General features: G+C 65.0%; 15 protein-coding genes. 7 read left to right on the top strand and 8 right to left on the bottom strand.

Features of this window, described 5'->3' with window-relative positions:
* The first annotated feature begins 301 nt into the window (after positions 1-301).
* Positions 302-3,811: a PAS domain-containing hybrid sensor histidine kinase/response regulator gene (locus AC0L21_RS10700; protein WP_473261031.1), complete on the top strand. Its 3,510-nt coding sequence runs from the start codon at positions 302-304 to the stop codon at positions 3,809-3,811.
* A gap of 4 nt (positions 3,812-3,815) precedes the next feature.
* On the opposite strand, the gene AC0L21_RS10705 is transcribed toward AC0L21_RS10700, so the two are convergent.
* A complete protein-coding gene (locus AC0L21_RS10705) occupies positions 3,816-4,847 on the bottom strand; it encodes an alpha/beta fold hydrolase (RefSeq protein ID WP_473261033.1) in 1,032 nt (343 codons plus the stop codon).
* A gap of 1,078 nt (positions 4,848-5,925) precedes the next feature.
* On the bottom strand, positions 5,926-6,597 hold the full coding sequence (locus AC0L21_RS10710) for a response regulator (RefSeq protein WP_473261036.1): 672 nt from the start codon (positions 6,595-6,597) through the stop codon (positions 5,926-5,928).
* A 343-nt stretch (positions 6,598-6,940) separates the two neighbouring features.
* On the opposite strand from AC0L21_RS10710, the gene AC0L21_RS10715 reads away from it, so the two are divergent.
* The gene (locus AC0L21_RS10715) at positions 6,941-8,566 is read left to right on the top strand and encodes an MFS transporter (protein WP_473261039.1); all 1,626 of its coding nucleotides are present in this window, start codon (positions 6,941-6,943) and stop codon (positions 8,564-8,566) included.
* A 127-nt stretch (positions 8,567-8,693) separates the two neighbouring features.
* Here the strand turns inward: AC0L21_RS10715 and AC0L21_RS10720 are convergent, their stop codons facing one another.
* Positions 8,694-9,173 (bottom strand): secondary thiamine-phosphate synthase enzyme YjbQ, encoded by a 480-nt coding sequence (locus tag AC0L21_RS10720; RefSeq protein ID WP_473261041.1) that lies wholly within the window; start codon positions 9,171-9,173, stop codon positions 8,694-8,696.
* 150 nt (positions 9,174-9,323) lie between these two features.
* Complete coding sequence (locus AC0L21_RS10725; RefSeq protein WP_473261043.1) at positions 9,324-9,860, bottom strand: hypothetical protein; 537 nt, start codon at positions 9,858-9,860, stop codon at positions 9,324-9,326.
* 391 nt (positions 9,861-10,251) lie between these two features.
* On the opposite strand from AC0L21_RS10725, the gene AC0L21_RS10730 reads away from it, so the two are divergent.
* From AC0L21_RS10730 to AC0L21_RS10750, 5 genes are all read left to right on the top strand, one after another.
* Positions 10,252-10,626, top strand: coding sequence for an AtpZ/AtpI family protein (locus AC0L21_RS10730; RefSeq protein WP_007599457.1), 375 nt, complete (start codon positions 10,252-10,254; stop codon positions 10,624-10,626).
* Between the two features lie 113 nt (positions 10,627-10,739).
* Positions 10,740-11,489 carry a F0F1 ATP synthase subunit A gene (locus tag AC0L21_RS10735; RefSeq protein ID WP_007605089.1) on the top strand — a complete coding sequence of 250 codons (750 nt, stop codon included), beginning with the start codon at positions 10,740-10,742 and terminating at the stop codon, positions 11,487-11,489.
* A gap of 53 nt (positions 11,490-11,542) precedes the next feature.
* Positions 11,543-11,773, top strand: a complete 231-nt coding sequence (locus AC0L21_RS10740; RefSeq protein ID WP_007599451.1) for a F0F1 ATP synthase subunit C — start codon at positions 11,543-11,545, stop codon at positions 11,771-11,773.
* 60 nt (positions 11,774-11,833) lie between these two features.
* Complete coding sequence (locus AC0L21_RS10745; RefSeq protein WP_473261045.1) at positions 11,834-12,400, top strand: F0F1 ATP synthase subunit B family protein; 567 nt, start codon at positions 11,834-11,836, stop codon at positions 12,398-12,400.
* 5 nt (positions 12,401-12,405) lie between these two features.
* Positions 12,406-12,891 carry a F0F1 ATP synthase subunit B family protein gene (locus AC0L21_RS10750; RefSeq protein ID WP_473261048.1) on the top strand — a complete coding sequence of 162 codons (486 nt, stop codon included), beginning with the start codon at positions 12,406-12,408 and terminating at the stop codon, positions 12,889-12,891.
* A gap of 199 nt (positions 12,892-13,090) precedes the next feature.
* Here the strand turns inward: AC0L21_RS10750 and AC0L21_RS10755 are convergent, their stop codons facing one another.
* The 4 genes from AC0L21_RS10755 to thrC all read right to left on the bottom strand — a co-directional run bounded on the left by AC0L21_RS10755 (position 13,091) and on the right by thrC (position 17,202).
* The gene (locus tag AC0L21_RS10755) at positions 13,091-13,750 is read right to left on the bottom strand and encodes a hypothetical protein (RefSeq protein WP_473261050.1); all 660 of its coding nucleotides are present in this window, start codon (positions 13,748-13,750) and stop codon (positions 13,091-13,093) included.
* A 119-nt stretch (positions 13,751-13,869) separates the two neighbouring features.
* Positions 13,870-14,457 carry a GNAT family N-acetyltransferase gene (locus AC0L21_RS10760; RefSeq protein ID WP_007605081.1) on the bottom strand — a complete coding sequence of 196 codons (588 nt, stop codon included), beginning with the start codon at positions 14,455-14,457 and terminating at the stop codon, positions 13,870-13,872.
* 40 nt (positions 14,458-14,497) lie between these two features.
* Positions 14,498-15,787: a M16 family metallopeptidase gene (locus AC0L21_RS10765; RefSeq protein ID WP_473261052.1), complete on the bottom strand. Its 1,290-nt coding sequence runs from the start codon at positions 15,785-15,787 to the stop codon at positions 14,498-14,500.
* Positions 15,784-17,202, bottom strand: coding sequence for a threonine synthase (thrC, locus tag AC0L21_RS10770; RefSeq protein WP_473261054.1), 1,419 nt, complete (start codon positions 17,200-17,202; stop codon positions 15,784-15,786). The genes AC0L21_RS10765 and thrC overlap by 4 nt, the downstream gene beginning before the upstream one ends.
* Positions 17,203-17,656: the final 454 nt, after the last annotated feature.

Raw genomic sequence — 17,656 nt, forward strand, 5'->3', positions numbered from 1 at the left:
TTCCCTCGCCTCTCCCCGCTTGCGGGGAGAGGCCGGAATGCGCGCGAAGCGCGGATTCCGGGTGAGGGGGAGTCTCCGCGAATCCAACTATCACCGTCACCGGGGAGAGTCCCCTCACCCCACCCTCTCCCCGCAAGCGGGGCGAGGGTGAGCGGGCAGCTCGCCCCACCGCTTAACGACAACCCCGGTTCCCGCACCCACACGGCATTTCGCTGTCGCCTCCACCCGTCCAACGCGCTAGATTTACAGCGAAAATGAGATCGGGCGCGGCCAGCGCGCGCCCGGGAGAAGCACGCTCGCCATGCTGCACGATTGGGGCGTGATCGCCGCCGCCTTCGGCTATATCGGCTTTCTGTTCCTGGTGGCGAGCCATGGCGACCGCCGCAGGCCGGCCGGGCGCGGCCGCGCCTCGGGGCTGATCTATCCGCTGTCGCTGGCGATCTACTGCACCTCCTGGACCTTCTTCGGCTCGGTCGGCTTCGCCACCCGCACCTCCACCGACTTCCTCGCGATCTATGTCGGCCCGATCCTGATGATCGGGTTAGGGGCCGGCGTCCTCCGCCGCGTGATCCAGCTCGCGAAGGCCCACAACATCACCTCGATCGCCGACTTCATCGGAGCGCGCTACGGCAAGAGCCAGGCGGTGGCGGCAACCGTCGCGCTGATCGCCATCATCGGCTCGGTGCCCTACATCGCACTCCAGCTCAAGGCGGTCGCCTCCTCGCTCGAAACCATCCTGAGCGAAGACCAGGCCTTCTCCCACATCCCGATCTTCGGCGACGTGGCGCTGATGGTGACGCTGGCGATGGCGGCCTTTGCCGTGCTGTTCGGCACGCGGCAGACCGACGCCACCGAGCACCAGCACGGCCTGATGCTGGCGGTCGCAACCGAATCCATCATCAAGCTCGTCGCCTTCCTCGCCGCGGGCATCTTCGTCACCTTCTGGATGTTCTCGCCGCACGAGCTGATCGAGCGCGCGATGAAGACGCCGGAGGCGGTGCGCGTCATCAACTATTCGCCGTCGATCGGCAACTTCCTGACCATGACGCTGCTGTCCCTGTGCGCGATCATGCTGCTGCCGCGCCAGTTCCACGTCAGCGTGGTCGAGAATTCCTCGGACGCCGAGGTCGGCCGCGCGCGCTGGCTGTTCCCGCTCTATCTCGTCGCCATCAATCTGTTCGTGATCCCGATCGCGCTCGCCGGCCTCGTCAGCTTCCCGTTCGGCGCCGCCGATCCCGATATGTACGTGCTGGCGCTGCCGATGGAGGGCGGCGCGGATCTGCTCAGCGTCGCCGTCTTCGTCGGCGGCCTGTCGGCGGCGACCGCGATGGTGATCGTCGAATGCGTCGCGCTCTCCATCATGGTCTCGAACGATCTCGTGGTGCCCCTGGTGCTGCAACGACGGCCCGAGGGGCGCACCGGCGGCGCCGATTTCAGCGACTTCCTGCTGCGTTCGCGCCGGCTCGCGATCTTCGCCATCATGGTGATGGCCTATTTCTACTACCGCGCGCTCGGCAACACCCAGCTTGTGGCGATCGGTCTGCTGTCTTTTGCCGCCATCGCCCAGCTTGCACCGAGCTTCTTCGGCGGACTGCTGTGGCGGCGCGCGACCGCGCGCGGCGCGATCGGCGGCATGCTGGTCGGCTTCGCGGTGTGGCTCTACACGCTGTTCATCCCGAGCTTCATGGATACTTCGACGGCCGGCATCCTGCTGCTCCAGCACGGCCCGTTCGGAATCGAGGCGCTGCGGCCGCAGGCGTTGTTCGGCGCCGATTTGCCGCCGCTGATGCACGGGGTGGTCTGGTCGCTGTCGCTCAATATCCTCACGTATGTGCTGCTGTCGCTGGCGCGCCGGCCGTCGTCGATCGAGCTGGTGCAGGCCGATCTGTTCGTCCCCAACACGCTCGCGCCGATCTCCCCGAACTTCCGCCGTTGGCGCACCACCGTCACGGTGCAGGACATCCAGACCACGGTGGCGCAATATCTCGGGCCTGACCGCGCACGGCATTCGTTCGAGGCATTCTCCGCGCGGCGCAATGTGCGGCTGGAGTCCGGGGCGCCCGCCGATTTCGAGCTGCTGCAGCATGCCGAGCACCTGATCGCGTCCTCGATCGGTGCGGCCTCCTCGCGTCTGGTGATGTCGCTGCTGCTGCGCAAACGGACGGTGTCGGCGAAGGCTGCGCTCAAGCTGCTCGACGATTCCCATGCGGCGCTTCATTTCAACCGCGAGATCCTCCAGACTGCGCTCAACCATGTGCGCCAGGGCATCGCGGTGTTCGATGCCGATCTGCAACTGATCTGCTCCAACCGGCAGTTCGGCGATCTCCTCAACGTTCCCCCGCATTTCATCCAGTTCGGCACGCCGTTGCGTGAAATCCTGGAATTCATGGGCGTGAGCGAGCCGGCCGATCCGATCGAGCGCGAGGCCATGCTGGAGCGCCGGCTGGTGGCCTACACCACCGACGGCGAGCCCTATCTCGAGCGCCTGCCCGATCGTCACATGGTGATCGAGATCTTGACCAACCGCATGCCCGGCGGCGGCTTCGTCATCACCTTCACCGACGTCACGCCCACGTTCGAGGCGGCCGAAGCGCTGGAGCGCGCCAATGCGACGCTGGAGAAGCGGGTGCGCGACCGCACCGAGGAGCTGACCCGGCTGAATTCCGAGCTGGCGCTGGCCAAGAGCGCGGCCGAAGACGCCAGCATCTCCAAGACGCGCTTTCTCGCCGCCGCCAGCCACGACATTCTCCAGCCGCTGAACGCGGCGCGGCTCTATGTCACGAGCCTGGTCGAGCGTCAGCACAGCGGCGAGGAGACGCGGCTGGTCGAGAACATCGACGAATCGCTCCAGGCGATCGAGGAGATCCTCGGCGCGCTGCTCGACATCTCCAGGCTCGACGCCGGCGCGATGACGACCTCCATCTCGAGCTTCAAGATGGCCGATCTGATGCGCTCGCTGGAGATCGAATTCGCGCCGATCGCACGCGCCAAGAATCTGGCGCTCGTCTTCGTGCCATGCTCGCTGCCCGTCGAGTCGGATCGTCTCCTGCTGCGGCGGCTGCTCCAGAACCTGATCTCCAACGCGATCAAATATACCCCGCGGGGGCGCGTGCTGGTCGGCTGCCGCCGCCATGGCGCCTCGCTCAAGATCTGCGTCTACGACACCGGCGTCGGCATCCCGACGGTCAAGCGCGGCGAGATCTTCAAGGAATTCCACCGCCTCGAGCAGGGCGCTCGGATCGCCCGCGGCCTCGGCCTTGGCCTGTCGATCGTCGAGCGGTTGGCGCGCGTGCTCAAGCACGACATCGCCATCGATTCCAATGTCGGCGGCGGCTCTGTGTTTTCCGTGACGGCGCCGACGGCGAAGGCGATCACCCACACCGCGGCCGTGACCAGCGCAACGCCGCTCGCACGCACCTCGATCTCGGGGACCCTGATCGTCTGCATCGAGAACGACGCCGCGATCCTCGACGGCATGCGCACGCTGCTGAAGGCGTGGGACGCCGAAGTGATTGCGGTCGCCGATCCCGAGGGCGCGATCGCCGCGATCGAAACTGCCGGCCGCCGCGTGACCGGCCTGCTGGTCGACTACCATCTCGATCGCGGCAACGGCATCGCCGCGATCCGCGACATCCGCCGCCGCTTCGGTGACGGCATCCCCGCGATCCTGATCACCGCCGACCGCAGCCCCGCCGTGCAAATGGCTGCACGGGACGAAAAGGTCGCGGTGCTCAACAAGCCGGTCAAGCCGGCTTCGCTGCGCGCCCTGCTCGGCCAGTGGCGCACGCAGCAGATAGTGGCGGCAGAGTAGCGCGTCAGGCACCGCCGTCGGCGTCGATGACGGCCTTGGCAAAGGCTTGCGGTGCTTCCTGCGGCAGATTGTGGCCGATGCCGCCGGTAATCAGGCGATAGTCGTAGCGGCCCGAGAACTTCTTGGCATAGGCGCTTGGATCGGGATGCGGCGCGCCGTTGGCGTCGCCTTCCATCGTGATGGTTGGGACGCTGATCACCGGAGCTGCCGCAAGTTTCTTTTCGAGCTCCTCGTATTTGGCTTCGCCCTGGGCGAGCCCGAGCCGCCAGCGGTAATTGTGGATCGTGATCGCGACGTGATCCTTGTTGTCCAGCGCCGCCGCGCTCCGGTCGAAGGTGGCGTCGTCGAACTTCCACTGCGGCGAGGCCAGCTTCCAGATCAGCTTGGCGAAATCATGCGTGTATTTCTCGTATCCGGCGCGGCCGCGCTCGGTCGCGAAATAGAACTGGTACCACCATAGCAGCTCGGCCGACGGCGGCAGCGGCGCGTTGCCCGCGGCCTGGCTGGAGATCAGATAGCCGCTGACCGACACCAGCGCCCGGCACCGCTCCGGCCACAGCGCGGCGATGATGTCGGCGGTGCGCGCGCCCCAATCGAAACCGGCGACCACCGCCTTTTTGATTTCGAGCTTGTCCATCAGCGCGATAATGTCGGCAGCCATTGCTGCCGGCTCGCCGTTGCGCGGTGTCTCCTCGGAGAGGAAGTGGGTCGAGCCGTAGCCGCGCAAATAAGGGATAATGACGCGATAGCCGGCCTTCGCCAGGATCGGCGCGACGTCGACGAAGGCATGAATGTCGTAGGGCCAGCCGTGCAGCAGGATCGCGACCGGACCGTTCGCAGGACCGGCCTCCGCGTAACCGACGTTGAGGACGCCGGCATCGATCTGCTTGATCGCGCCGAACGACGCATTCGTTGCGGCCGAGCGCGGCGCTTCCGATTCGGCGCGGGCGAGGCCGATCACGCCGAGGCCGGCGGCGACAGTTCCCGCGGCGACGCCGAAAAACTGGCGCCGGTGCTGATCGATGATCTGTTTCATGATGCTGCTCCCTCGTTGATCGGTCGTGCACTGACTAGCAGCGGTGACCGCGAGACACCCGTTTGGAGTTGTGAGAAGTTGTGAGGTTCCGGTTCCAGCATCTGCGGCCCGATTGCTGGGGCGGCAAACTGGTTCTCCAACCAGCGCTGTCATTCCCGGCAAAAGCGGGAATCCAGTACGCCGCGGCGTCTCGATTCCACCACAGGCGTCTCTGGAATACTGGATCGTCCGCCTGCGCGGACGATGACACCGAGCGCGAGGCGACGCACATGCGCTCGCCTTCTCGCGGCGCGTTTCGCCCGAGCTTTGCTTGGTCACTTCACCCTCAAACCCAAGAGGGCGCAGGGAAGGCCGGGTGCCGGCTGGCACCCGCGGTCCGCTGCGCGAAAAGCACACGCAGGAAAACCGCACAGCAGCATACAGGTGTAGCCAATCACTCGGCCTTCCCTGCGCGATGGTTGGACGGCTTATGCCGTGATCTCCCGGGAGCCGAGTTCCTGCTGGCCTCCCTCGTCCCAACGAAATTCACCGACACCGCGCCGGTTGACGCAGATGCCGCATTCGCCGGGGCTTGACCGTAGCAACGACGGCCAGGACCACACGGTTTTGCCGTACGCACGGCCCGCCATTTCGCCGCAGTTTTTCCAGCCCTGTCGACGGAGCCGGAAACTTACAGACGAGACGAAGCCTGACAGCGCCGCTCGTCGGAACGAAGCCTTGGGCTCACGGAGAGCAATCCGCCCTGCCCTTGGCCTCTCGCACCCGAACGCTGCCGCGTCCACCGCAAGCCCCGGCTCGCGAACGTGACGACCACAAGATCGCCCCTCAAGGATGAGCCGGGATGACCGACACATACGCCGTTTCCGAATTTCGGTAAAGCGGAATATATTTGCGTGAGCGGATTGACAGAGGCGACACAGAGGAGGTCCGGTAGCCCGGATGGAGCGAAGCGTAATCCGGGAAGGTGCCGATGCGGGGCGAGCGGCCCCGGATTGCGCTACGCTTCCTCCCTCGCTCTTAGAGCTACGGCGGACAAGCCATCCGGGCTGCGACCACGGGCCGTCCGCTCGCTACAGCCTCACCCCGTCGGGGTGCCCTGCTTCCATTGGCCGCCGGCGATTTTCGCGGCGGCGATCACGGCCTGGGTCCGGCTTTCGACGCCGAGCTTTTGCAGGATGGCTGAGACATGCGCCTTGATGGTGGCCTCGGAGACGCCGAGCTCATAGGCGATCTGCTTGTTGAGCAATCCCTCCGACAGCATCATCAGAACCCGGACCTGCTGCGGCGTCAGCGTCACCAGCCGGTCGCGCAGGCGCGTCATGTCGGGGTCGGCGACCGCCGACAGATCAGTGTCGGCGGGAACCCAGACGTCGCCCTCCATCACCTTGAGGATGGCGTCGCGCAGGGTCTCGACGCCGAAGCGCTTCGGGATGAAACCGGAGGCGCCGAAATCCAGCGAGCGGCGGATCGTGGCGCTGTCGTCGGAAGCCGAGACGATCACCACCGGAATGGCCGGATATTGCGCGCGCAGATAGATCAGGCCGGAAAAGCCGGAAATCCCGGGCATCGAGAGGTCGAGCAGGATCAGGTCGACGTCGGAGGTCTGTTCCAAAAGCTTGGTCAGATCCTCGAACGATCCAGCCTCATCGATCCTGGCCGAGCTCAGGACGCCTGCCACCGCCTGCCGCAGCGCGTCGCGGAACAATGGATGGTCATCGGCAATGACGAGATGGGTCGAGGGAGCGTTCATCGTTCTCTTGCTGGCAATCGCACCGGGCCAGTAAGCCGGCGCGGGGCGCTGGTCAATTCTTTCCCGACCAGCCGTGGCATGCAAGTGGACATTATCCCTTTGCAGCAACGGGGTTAATCCACAGGTCGGCACTATGTTGCCGGATGGAACGCCCGCGGCGTCAGGTGCGCGTCAGTGCGAAAGGCCGAAAGTCGTATTGGGGCGGGTTTCACGCCAATGTTACCTTGGGGGCAAGGCTTGGGTTGATCCGGCATGACCGGACATCCAGGGCGCGAGGAAACGATTTTTCGGGGAGCGACTCAACATGTCGACAATGGCTGTGTCTCAAGCAGGCGCGGGAGGGATGACGAAGGACGAACGGTTCGTCATTCTCGCCTCCTCGCTCGGTACCGTCTTCGAGTGGTACGATTTCTATCTCTACGGTTCGCTGGCCGGCATCATCGGCGCGCAGTTCTTCTCGGCCTATCCGCCGGCAACCCGCGACATCTTCGCGCTGCTGGCCTTCGCGGCGGGCTTCCTGGTGCGCCCGTTCGGCGCGATCGTGTTCGGCCGTGTCGGCGACATCGTCGGCCGCAAATACACCTTCCTCGTCACCATCCTGATCATGGGTCTGTCGACCTTCATCGTCGGCCTGCTGCCCAATGCGGCGACCATCGGCATCGCGGCCCCGATCATCCTGATCGCGCTGCGTCTCGCCCAGGGCCTCGCGCTCGGCGGTGAATATGGCGGTGCGGCGACCTACGTCGCGGAGCATGCTCCGAACGGCAAGCGCGGCTACTACACCTCCTTCATCCAGACCACGGCGACTCTCGGACTGTTCCTGTCGCTGCTGGTGATCCTGTTCACGCGCTCCGCGCTCGGCGAACCCGACTTCGCAGCCTGGGGCTGGCGCATTCCATTCCTGGTCTCGGTGCTGCTGCTTGGCGTCTCGGTCTGGATCCGGCTTCGCCTCAACGAATCCCCGATCTTCCAGAAGATGAAGGACGAGGGGAAGAGCTCGAAGGCCCCGCTGACGGAAGCCTTCGGCAATTGGCAGAACGGCAAGCTCGTGCTGCTGGCGTTGCTTGGCGGCGTGATGGGCCAGGGCGTGGTCTGGTACACCGGCCAGTTCTACGCGCTGTTCTTCCTGCAATCGATCCTCAAGGTCGACGGCTACACCGCCAACCTGCTGATCGCCTGGTCGCTCCTGCTCGGGACCGGCTTCTTCATCGTGTTCGGCATGCTCTCCGACAAGATCGGCCGCAAGCCGATCATCCTCGGCGGCTGTCTGATCGCGGCGCTGACCTTCTTCCCGATCTTCAAGATGATCACCACCAACGCCAACCCGGCGCTGGAAAAGGCGATCGAGTCGGTCAAGGTCGACGTGGTGGCGGATCCCGCAGGTTGCGGCGACCTGTTCAACCCGGTCGGCACCCGCGTCTTCACCTCGCCTTGCGACACCGCACGTGCCTACCTGTCGCAGTCGTCGGTCAAGTACGGGACCACGCCAGGTGCGGCCGGATCCGGCGTGAAGGTGATGGTCAACGGCAAGGAAGTCGCCTACGCCAACGCCAAGGATGGCAATCCGGCGGTCCTCGCCGCCGTGCAGGCAGCCGGATATCCGAAGGCCGGCGATGCGGGCATCGTGAAGATGGCGCATCCGTTCGACATCTTCCGTCCGCAGGTGGCGGCGGTCGTCGGACTGCTGTTCGTCCTGGTGATCTTCGTCACCATGGTCTACGGCCCGATCGCCGCGATGCTGGTCGAACTGTTCCCGACCCGCATCCGCTACACCTCGATGTCGCTGCCCTACCACATCGGTAACGGCTGGTTCGGCGGCCTGCTGCCGGCGACCGCCTTCGCCATCGTGGCCTCGACGGGCGATATCTATGCGGGCCTCTGGTATCCGGTCATCTTCGCGTCGATTACCGTCGTGATCGGCTTGTTCTTCCTGCCGGAGACCAAGGACGTCGATATCAAGACGACCTGATCGACGCAGATCCAGATCAACGCCAACCGGCCGCGGTCTCCGCGGCCGGTTTTGTTTTGAACTCCGGATTCTTTATATTGACGCGTTTTCTTGACGCGAACCGGGATCCACTTCGCTCGAAAACGCTCTACTGATTGCTGCCGAGGAATTGCAGCACCACCTCGCGCCGGTGCGGACGGGCGCGATGCTCGATCAGATAGATCGCCTGCCAGGTGCCAAGCGCGAGCCTGCCGTTCAGCACCGGCACCTGGAGCGATGTCCCCGTCAGCATGGTTTTGATATGCGCCGGCATGTCGTCCGGCCCTTCGGTGTCGTGCGTCCAGCCCGCATCTTCATCGTCGGGCGCGAGCCGCGTCAGCACCGTAGTGAGATCGACCAGCACCGATGGATCGGCATTCTCCTGGATTGTCAGAGACGCCGAGGTGTGACGGATGAACAGCGTGAGCACGCCGTCCCGCGCATGAACGTCGGCGATGAACCGCGCCGCCTCGGCGGTGAGGTCGCTGAAGCCGCGCCCCGGCGTCTGCACAGTCAGCAGCGACGATGCGATGGTGGTGGCCGGCCCTGACCGCGGCGCCGAGCGCGAGATGGATTTGGCTGACGTCATGAGCGCTCCCGTTACGTCGTCCTGGCGAAAGCCAGGACCCATTACCCCAAATGCTCGTGATGACGAGAAGTTGGCCACGCGCACCGAGAAAAACAGAGAGGCTGCGGCGTATGGGTCCTGGCTTTCGCCAGGACGACACCGAGGGACCCGCTAAATCCTCCCCGACACGTCCTTCTGCACGCGGTTGGCCATGTCGATCAGCCGGCGCCAGGCCCTTTCCAGGAATGACATCACGCGATCGACGTCCTGGTCGCTCGGCAGCGGGATCTCGATCCTGCGGTCGCCCTCGGCGGCCTTTGGTTCTCGTGCTTGCGGCTCCGCCTTCTTGAGCGGATCGGTTTTCGGCAGTGCCTCGTCGATCTTGCCTGACACGGTCGGCCCCGCCGCAAGCCGTCCCTTCAGCGTCTCGACTTCGGCCTGGAGCCTGCCGATCTCGGCGTCGAGCGCGGCACGTTCATCGGGTACCGCGTAGCAGGCCCAGCCGGCGCTGCTCTTGGTGCACGTCGACACCGTCCCGGTGCGGCTGTCGAGCCGCAGCACGCCCTCGGGGATGGGGGTCATGCTGTAGCGGCCGTTTTCGCTGTCGGGCGCAGATTGCGCGGCCAGGCCGCCGGCGCTGACAGCCATCGCCGCGGCGAACGCCGCCGCCGCAAGCCATGATGCTGTGGATGAATTCGCTGCTCTCATCGCATTCTCCGCCACGACGCGCCGCTAGCACTTCCAAAGATGGCGCTCATAAAGGTGGCACTTCTCGCAAATTCTACACCCCGGCGAGGCGATCCGCCGCCCAAAACGCGCCTCTGAGATGAACGATCGCGGCGCCCCCTTTGATCCCTGCCACTGGGCGAAATGGCGACTGCGTCCGCCGATCAAGCGGAGACCTGCTGCGGTGCGGCGTCACGCTGTGTGCAGCGCTACCGCTCGCGTCAATATTTCCAGATAAATCAGACACATAACGGGAATGGACACAATCGTGACTTGGCTTGACTTGATTATGGGCCATCAGTATGGTCCGCGCGGCTTTTGAGGGTGGCGGGCGTAATTTCCATTCAGCCGCGGCGTTTCGGGTCTTCGTTGCATGACACAGGGCACGGGACACGGCGAGAATGGAGATCGCGATAGATCGCCCGAGGAAGCTGCGCTTTCCGATCGGCTCGGAAATCTTGATCAGCGGTTGTCCGAATTTCGCGGCCGCCACGTCAAGACCGAGCAACCCGCAGGTGACGGTGAAGACAGAGCGGCCAGAGCCTCGGCGATGGCGCTTGGTTTCCGGTTATCCTCCGAGTTGGTCGCCGGGGTCGTTGTCGGAGCGGGGATTGGCTGGGGTTTCGACCGCTTGCTGTCGACGTCGCCTTTCGGATTCATCGTGTTCCTGCTGCTGGGCTTCGTCGCCGGCGTGGTGAATGTGGTGAGAACGGCAGGCGCGGGTCAAAACAGGCGCGGTGGTTCTTAAGCGATCCACTCCAGGAGAGGAATGATCGTGCCGGCTCGAGCCGGTACGGGCCGGCCTGACCGGCAGACCGAGACCCGCCGGCATCGCCCGGCAGACCAAGAGATGCCGCGCTGATGAAAATCGATCCGATCCACCAGTTCAACATCGAGCCTCTCTTCACCCTGGGCCATATCGGCAATCACACGATCGCCTTCACCAATTCGTCGCTCTACATGCTGGTGGCGGTCGCGATCATCTCGATCCTGATGCTCGCCAGCGGCACGCAGCTGGTTCCCGGGCGACTCCAATCGGTCGCCGAGATCTCCTACGAATTCGTGGCCTCGACCATCCGCTCGACGGCCGGCGCGGAAGGCATGAAGTTCTTCCCGCTGATCTTCTCGCTGTTCATGTTCATCTGCGTCTCGAACCTGGTCGGCATTATCCCCTACACCTTCACGATCTCGAGCCATCTGATCGTCACCGCGGCACTCGCGCTGCTGGTCTTCTTCACGGTGCTGATCTACGGCGTTGCCAAGAACGGCCTGAAATTCTTCTCGATCTTCGTGCCCCACGGCGTCCCCGGCTACATCCTGCCGCTGGTGATGTTCATCGAGATCCTGTCGTTCTTCCTGCGGCCGGTCTCCCACAGCGTTCGTCTGTTCGCCAACATGCTGGCCGGCCACATCGCGCTGAAGGTGTTCGCGGGCTTCGTCGCCATGCTCGGCTTCTCGCTCGGCGCCCTTGGCTGGGTCGGCGGCGTGCTGCCGCTGGCGCTCACGGTCGCGCTGTACGCTCTCGAGATTCTGGTCGCATTCCTGCAAGCCTATGTGTTTGCGATCCTGACCTGCATCTACCTCAACGACGCCATTCATCCGGGACACTGAGCGGTCCGGGGAATTTCCACCCAAAACCCAATCTTTCTTCCAAGGAGTCTAAAATGGATCCGGCAGCAGCAAAACTTATCGGCGCGGGCATCGCATGCATCGGCATGGGCGGCGCGGGCGTCGGCGTCGGCGTGATCTTCGGCAACTACCTCGCCGCAGCCGTTCGCAACCCCTCGGCCGCTCAGGGCCAGTTCGGCAATCTGATCTTCGGCTTCGCCGTGACCGAAGCGCTCGGCATTTTCTCGCTGCTGATCGCGCTGCTGCTGCTGTTCGTTCCCCTCTGAGAACGATTTTTCGCGCCGCTTCAACCGAAGCGACGCGCATGACAGCAACAGGAGTACTCCATGGCTGAAAGTCATGGCGGCGCAAAAGGTCCGGCGGCGGGCGCTCACACTGAGGCTGACGGTGGTCACCACGGTGGCGGTTTTCCGCCGTTCGAGAGCGGCACTTATGCTTCACAGCTGGTGTCGCTCGCGATCTTCTTCGTCGCGCTTTACGTGATCGTGTCCAAGCTCGCTCTGCCGCGCGTCGGCGGTGCGATCGAGGCGCGTCAGAACAAGATCGAGGGCGACCTCGCCGAAGCGCAGAAGCTGAAGGACCAGTCCGAAGCGGCGCTGAAGGCCTATGAAAGCGAGCTTGCTTCGGCACGCTCGCGCGCGCAGGCCATCGGCAACGAATCCCGCGACAAGGCGAATGCGCAGGCGGACGCCGAGCGCAAGGCGCTGGAAGAGCAACTGGCGGCCAAGCTCGCCGAGGCGGAGAAGACCATCGCCTCGACCCGTGCGACCGCCATGAGCAACGTCCGCGGCATCGCGGCCGACGCGGCAGGCAGCATCGTGCAGCAGCTCACCGGCGTGGTTCCGGACGCGGCGTTGGTCAATGCCGCCGTTGATGCGTCCTTGAAGGGTTAATCGATATGTTCTTCGATCCTGAAACCTGGGTCGCCATCGCCTTCGTGATCCTGATGGTCGGGTTCGGCTATCTCGGGGTCTTCAAGAAGGCCATGACTGCCCTCGACCATCGCGCCGATCGCATCAAGGCCGAGCTCGACGACGCGACGCGCCTCAAGCAGGAAGCCGCCAAAGTGCTCGCCGACTACAAGGCGCGCACCGCCTCGGCCGAACGCGAGGCCGCCGACATCATCGCAAACGCGAAGAGCGAAGCCGAGCGCATCGCAACCGAGGCCAAGGCCAAGGTGGAAGATTTCGTCGCTCGCCGCACCAAGACCGCGGAGGGCAAGATCGCGCTCGCCGAGGCCCAGGCAGTCGCCGATGTGCGCGCCGCAGCCGCCGAAGCCGCCGTCCAGGCCGCCTCCACGATCCTGTCGCAGTCGGTCAAGGGCCAGGTCGCCGACGATCTGCTCGCCAAGGGCATCACCGAAGTCAGGCAGAAGCTGAACTGAGGGGCCTCGCCTTCACCCATCAAAAAGCCGGCGCGATGAGCGCCGGCTTTTTTGTTTGTCGGGCACGGCATCGGCAAATCTGATGTCATCGCCCGCGAAGGCGGGCGATCCACTATTCAGAGACAGTCCTGACCAGTCGAGAAGCCGCGGCGTACTGGATGCCCCGCCTTCGCGGGGCATGACGACTATCTTTACGTGGCTACTTCTTCTTCGCCCGCGCCTTCGGCTCGGGCGACAGCGCCTGCGGATCGAAGCCGACATAGAAGATGTAGCTATCGGCGTCCTTGGCCGGAGGCATCGGATAGACCAGATCCTCGGCCACGAAGGTGAACGGCACGCTGCCGCCCTCCGACATTCCGACCGTGGTCCGGTAGGCCTTGGAAGCGATCACCTTCTCGCCGACGCCGCCCTGCACCACGGCAACGCGCAGCGGCACCTCGACGCTCGCAGGCGCGCCGGCGGGACCGGCAATGACGCGGCCCTGGATACCGATCCGGGCCGTGATGTCGCCGCCATTGCGGGCGCATTCGCGCGCCATCTTGGTGATGGTGGCCTGGAAGCGGATCTCGTTGCCGACGGCCGGCTTGCCGGTGGCACCGACCGCGTAGGTGGAGGCTCCGGCACGCACCGTGACCTGCGGGCAATCAAGATCGTCATCAGCCGCCGGCTGGCCTGGTGCAGGCGCCGGCTTGGGTTGGGCCGGCTCGTCCGACTTGCCGCCGAACAGGCCCTTGAATCGATCGGTCAGCGACTGCGCCGCGACCGGCGAAATGGAGACCAGCGCAACTGACAACGCCAGCGCGACCGCTGCCCCCCGCCGCAACGCATTCCGCGATGACCGAAGCTCCTGCACCTTCAACGCCCATACTCCATGACAACATCCCGGCCGATCACCGGCCGGCTTGCGCCGTTATATCGTCAAAACCGGCGAACCCAAGGCAGGCACACAGCAGACTTTGGTCCCATGAATGAACGGACTCAGCCGCGGAAATCCTCGTGCAGCAGGCCGAACAGCAAATGGTCCTGCCAGATCCCGTTGATGCAGAGATAGCGGCGCGCCAGCCCCTCGCGGGAGAAACCGCACTTCTCCAGCACCCGGATCGACGGCGCATTGGTCGGGATGCAGGCGGCCTCGACCCGGTGCAGATTGAGCTCGCCGAACAGCGTTGGCAGCAGCACCCGCAGTGCGGCCGTCATGTAGCCGCGCTGGGCGTGGGGCTTCCCGACCCAATAGCCGATGGTGCCGGCCTGGACGATGCCGCGGCGGACATTGGCGAGCGTGATGCCGCCGACCATGGCGCCGTCGAGCTCCCGGAAGATCAGAAAGGGATAGGACCGGTCCGCGGCGATGTCCTCGGAATAGCGCCGCAGGCGACGGCGGAAACCGGAGCGCGTGAGATCGTCCGACGGCCAGATCGGCTCCCAGGGCGTCAGGTAATCGCGGCTGGACTCGCGCAGATGGGCCCATTGCAGGAAATCCGACATCTGCGGCGCGCGTAGCAACAGGCCGTTGCCGCGCGGCGCGAGAGCGGCGGGTCCACTGGATGGCAGGCGGAAGAGGGCCATGGTGATGCTTCCCGGGGACGGATCAACCCGTGCGCGGCTCCTAATGCAGCCGCGCCTTGGCGCGTGCCCGGGTCAATCCTTCCGCAAAAGACACCGCCGTGTCCAGACCCCTGCCACTGCCCAATGCGACAACCGCAGGGCGGCTACGCGAAAGCAGCGCACGCGCCGCATCCCGGGTCGATTCGACGCTGACGGCGTCGATCCGGGCCACCAGCTCCTCGGCGGTCTGGGGCCGGCCATAGGCCAGCACATGCCGGGCGAGCTGCTCGGCACGAGAGGAGCAGCTCTCCAGCGCCATCAGCAGCCCCGCCTTCATCTGCGCCTTGGCCCGCGCGATCTCGACCTCGGTCAGGGTCTCGACCGAATCATTCATGATGTCGACCACGACCTCCATCATCTCGGGCGCATCGGCCGGATCGGTGCCGGTGTAGAGGCCGAAGAAGCCGGTGTCGGTATAGGGGGCATGGAACGAGTAGATCGAGTAACAGAGGCCGCGCTTCTCGCGCACCTCCTGGAACAGCCGCGACGACATCCCGCCGCCGAGGATGTTGGTGAAGACCTGGAGCGAGAACAGCGACAGATCGGTCTGCGGCACGCCCTCCAGTGCTAGCGTCAGATGCGCCTGCTCGAGTTCGCGATGCACCACCTTGGTGCCGCCCTTGCCGAACTGCGCGGGTTGCGGCTTGGGACCCGCTGTCCCCTCAAAACTGGCAAAGCGCTGCTCGACCTCGGCGACCACCTGCTCGTGATCGACCGCCCCGGCCGCCGCCACCACCATGTCCGGCCCGCGGTAATGCGTCGACAGATAGTCGCGCAGCGAGTCGCGGCTGAAGGCACGCAAGGTCTTCGCAGTGCCTAGCAGCGAACGGCCCATCGGCTGGTCGGGATAGCAGAGCTCGTTGAGATGCTCGAACACGACGTCGTCAGGCGTGTCCTGCGCCGCGCCGATCTCCTGCACGATGACATTCTTCTCGCGCTCGAGCTCGTCGGGCTCGAAGGCCGGATTGGCCAGGATGTCGGCGAGCACGTCGAGCGCGAGCGGCACGTCAGCCTTCAGCACCCGTGCATAATAGGACGTGGTCTCGGTCGAGGTGCCGGCGTTGAGGTCGCCGCCGACCGCCTCGATCTCCTCGACGATCTCGCGCGAGGAGCGCTTCGTCGTGCCCTTGAACGCCATATGTTCCAGAAGATGCGAGATGCCGTGCTCATTGGGCTTCTCGTCGCGCCCGCCGACGCCGGCCCAGACGCCGAGCGCCGCGGTCTCGAGATGGGGCATCTTGTCGGTGACGACGGTCAGGCCGGACGCAAGCTTGGAAATCTCGACGCTCATCCGGCAACTCCCTGTTTCGCGGCGCGGCTGACCGACAGCACGAACCGCTCGACCTCGGCCTGGTCGTTCTTCATCACCTTCATGTGTTCGGATTTGGTCATCAGGCCATCGAGCCAGGCCGGCAGTTGCGGCCGCTGGCCGCAGGCGGCTTCGACCGCATCGGGGAATTTGGCCGGATGGGCGGTGGACAGCACGATGCTGGGAACCGTCCTGTCCGTGGTGTCGCGGTCGGCGACCGCAAGCGCGACCGCTGTGTGAGGATCGACCAGTTCGCCCGCCTCGCGCCAGGCGGCGCGGATCGCGGCCGCGGTCTCGGTCTCGTCGGCGCGGCCTGCGTCGAACCCCTCGCGGATCGCGGCCAGCGTCGCATCGGGCAGCACGAAGCGGCCGGACTGCTTCAGCGAATCCATCAGACGGCGCACGCCGGCGGCATCGCGCCCGCCAGCCTCGAACAGCAGCCGCTCGAAATTCGAGGAGATCTGGATGTCCATCGACGGCGACGCCGTCGCGTGGACCTCGCGCACCTCGTAGATCCCGGTCTTCAGCGTGCGCGCCAGGATGTCGTTGACGTTAGCGGCGATGCCCAGGGTCCGCACCGGAAGACCCATGCGCTTGGCGACATAGCCGGCGAAGATGTCGCCGAAATTGCCGGTCGGCACGACGAAGTCCACCGCGCGCGCGGGTGCACCGGCGGCAACGGCGGAGGTGAAATAGTAGACCACTTGGGCGACGATCCGCGCCCAATTGATGGAATTGACGCCGGACAGCGACGTCGCATCGCGGAAGCGATGGTTGTTGAACATTGCCTTCACGAGGGCCTGGCAATCGTCGAAATTGCCCTCGACGGCGAGCGCATGGACGTTGGCCGCGCCCGTCGTCGTCATCATCCGCCGCTGCACCTCGGAGATGCGGCCATGCGGGAACAGCACGATGAGATCGACATTTTCGAGCCCTGCGAACGCGTCGACTGCAGCACCGCCGGTGTCGCCCGAGGTCGCGACCACGATGGTGGTGCGCTGGCCGCGCTTGGCGAGCACGTGGTCCATCAGCCGCGAGATCAGCTGCATCGCCACGTCCTTGAAAGCGAGCGTCGGACCGTGGAACAGCTCCAGCACGAACTGGTGCGGCGCCATCTGGCGCAGCGGCACCACCGCCGGATGGCGGAAAGTGGCGTAGGCCTCGTTCGCCATGCGGCCTAGCTCGGCGTCCGAGATCTCGCCGGCGACGAAGGGGCGGATCACCTCGACCGCGACCTCCCAATAGGGGCGACCGAAGAAGCCGGCGATGGCGTCAGGCGAGAGTTGCGGCCAGGTGGCCGGCACATACAGGCCGCCGTCGCGGGCGAGCCCGGTCAGCATCACATCGCAGAAGCCGAGTTCGGGGGCCTCGCCCCGGGTCGAGATATAACGAGTCAAACTGCCCTCCAAAGGCCGGCCGAGCTTGGGCTCGATCCGCAAGCCTTTGATTTTACGAAATTACTTGTTAACAGCCAGAGGCTTTGAGCCACCATAAAGTGTTTTGCGGCATCAGGAAACCGCTTCGCGGCTGGGGCCATCCAAGGAAAAAGGCTGCCAACGAAAAGGGCTGCGGCAATGCCGCAGCCCTCTCTTGGAAGGTCTGTCGTTGTGTGCAGACCAGTTTGGCCTCTTGGGGTCACCGACCCGCAAAAACTGTTCGCGCAAGCTTTCGTCGGCTGTCACGACATCGTCAAGGGACAAAACGGGATGTGTGAGAAAATGTTCCTGTTTTTCCCGACGCGTTTCGGCGCGGGCAAGCGTTCGCCAGCGGCACTGCGTCACGCATTGCCATTATATCCCAAGCGACAGGACAGTTCGGGAACGAACGTCGGTTGGGCCCATTGTGTCGGCG

Source organism: Bradyrhizobium sp. WSM4873, assembly GCF_055811355.1.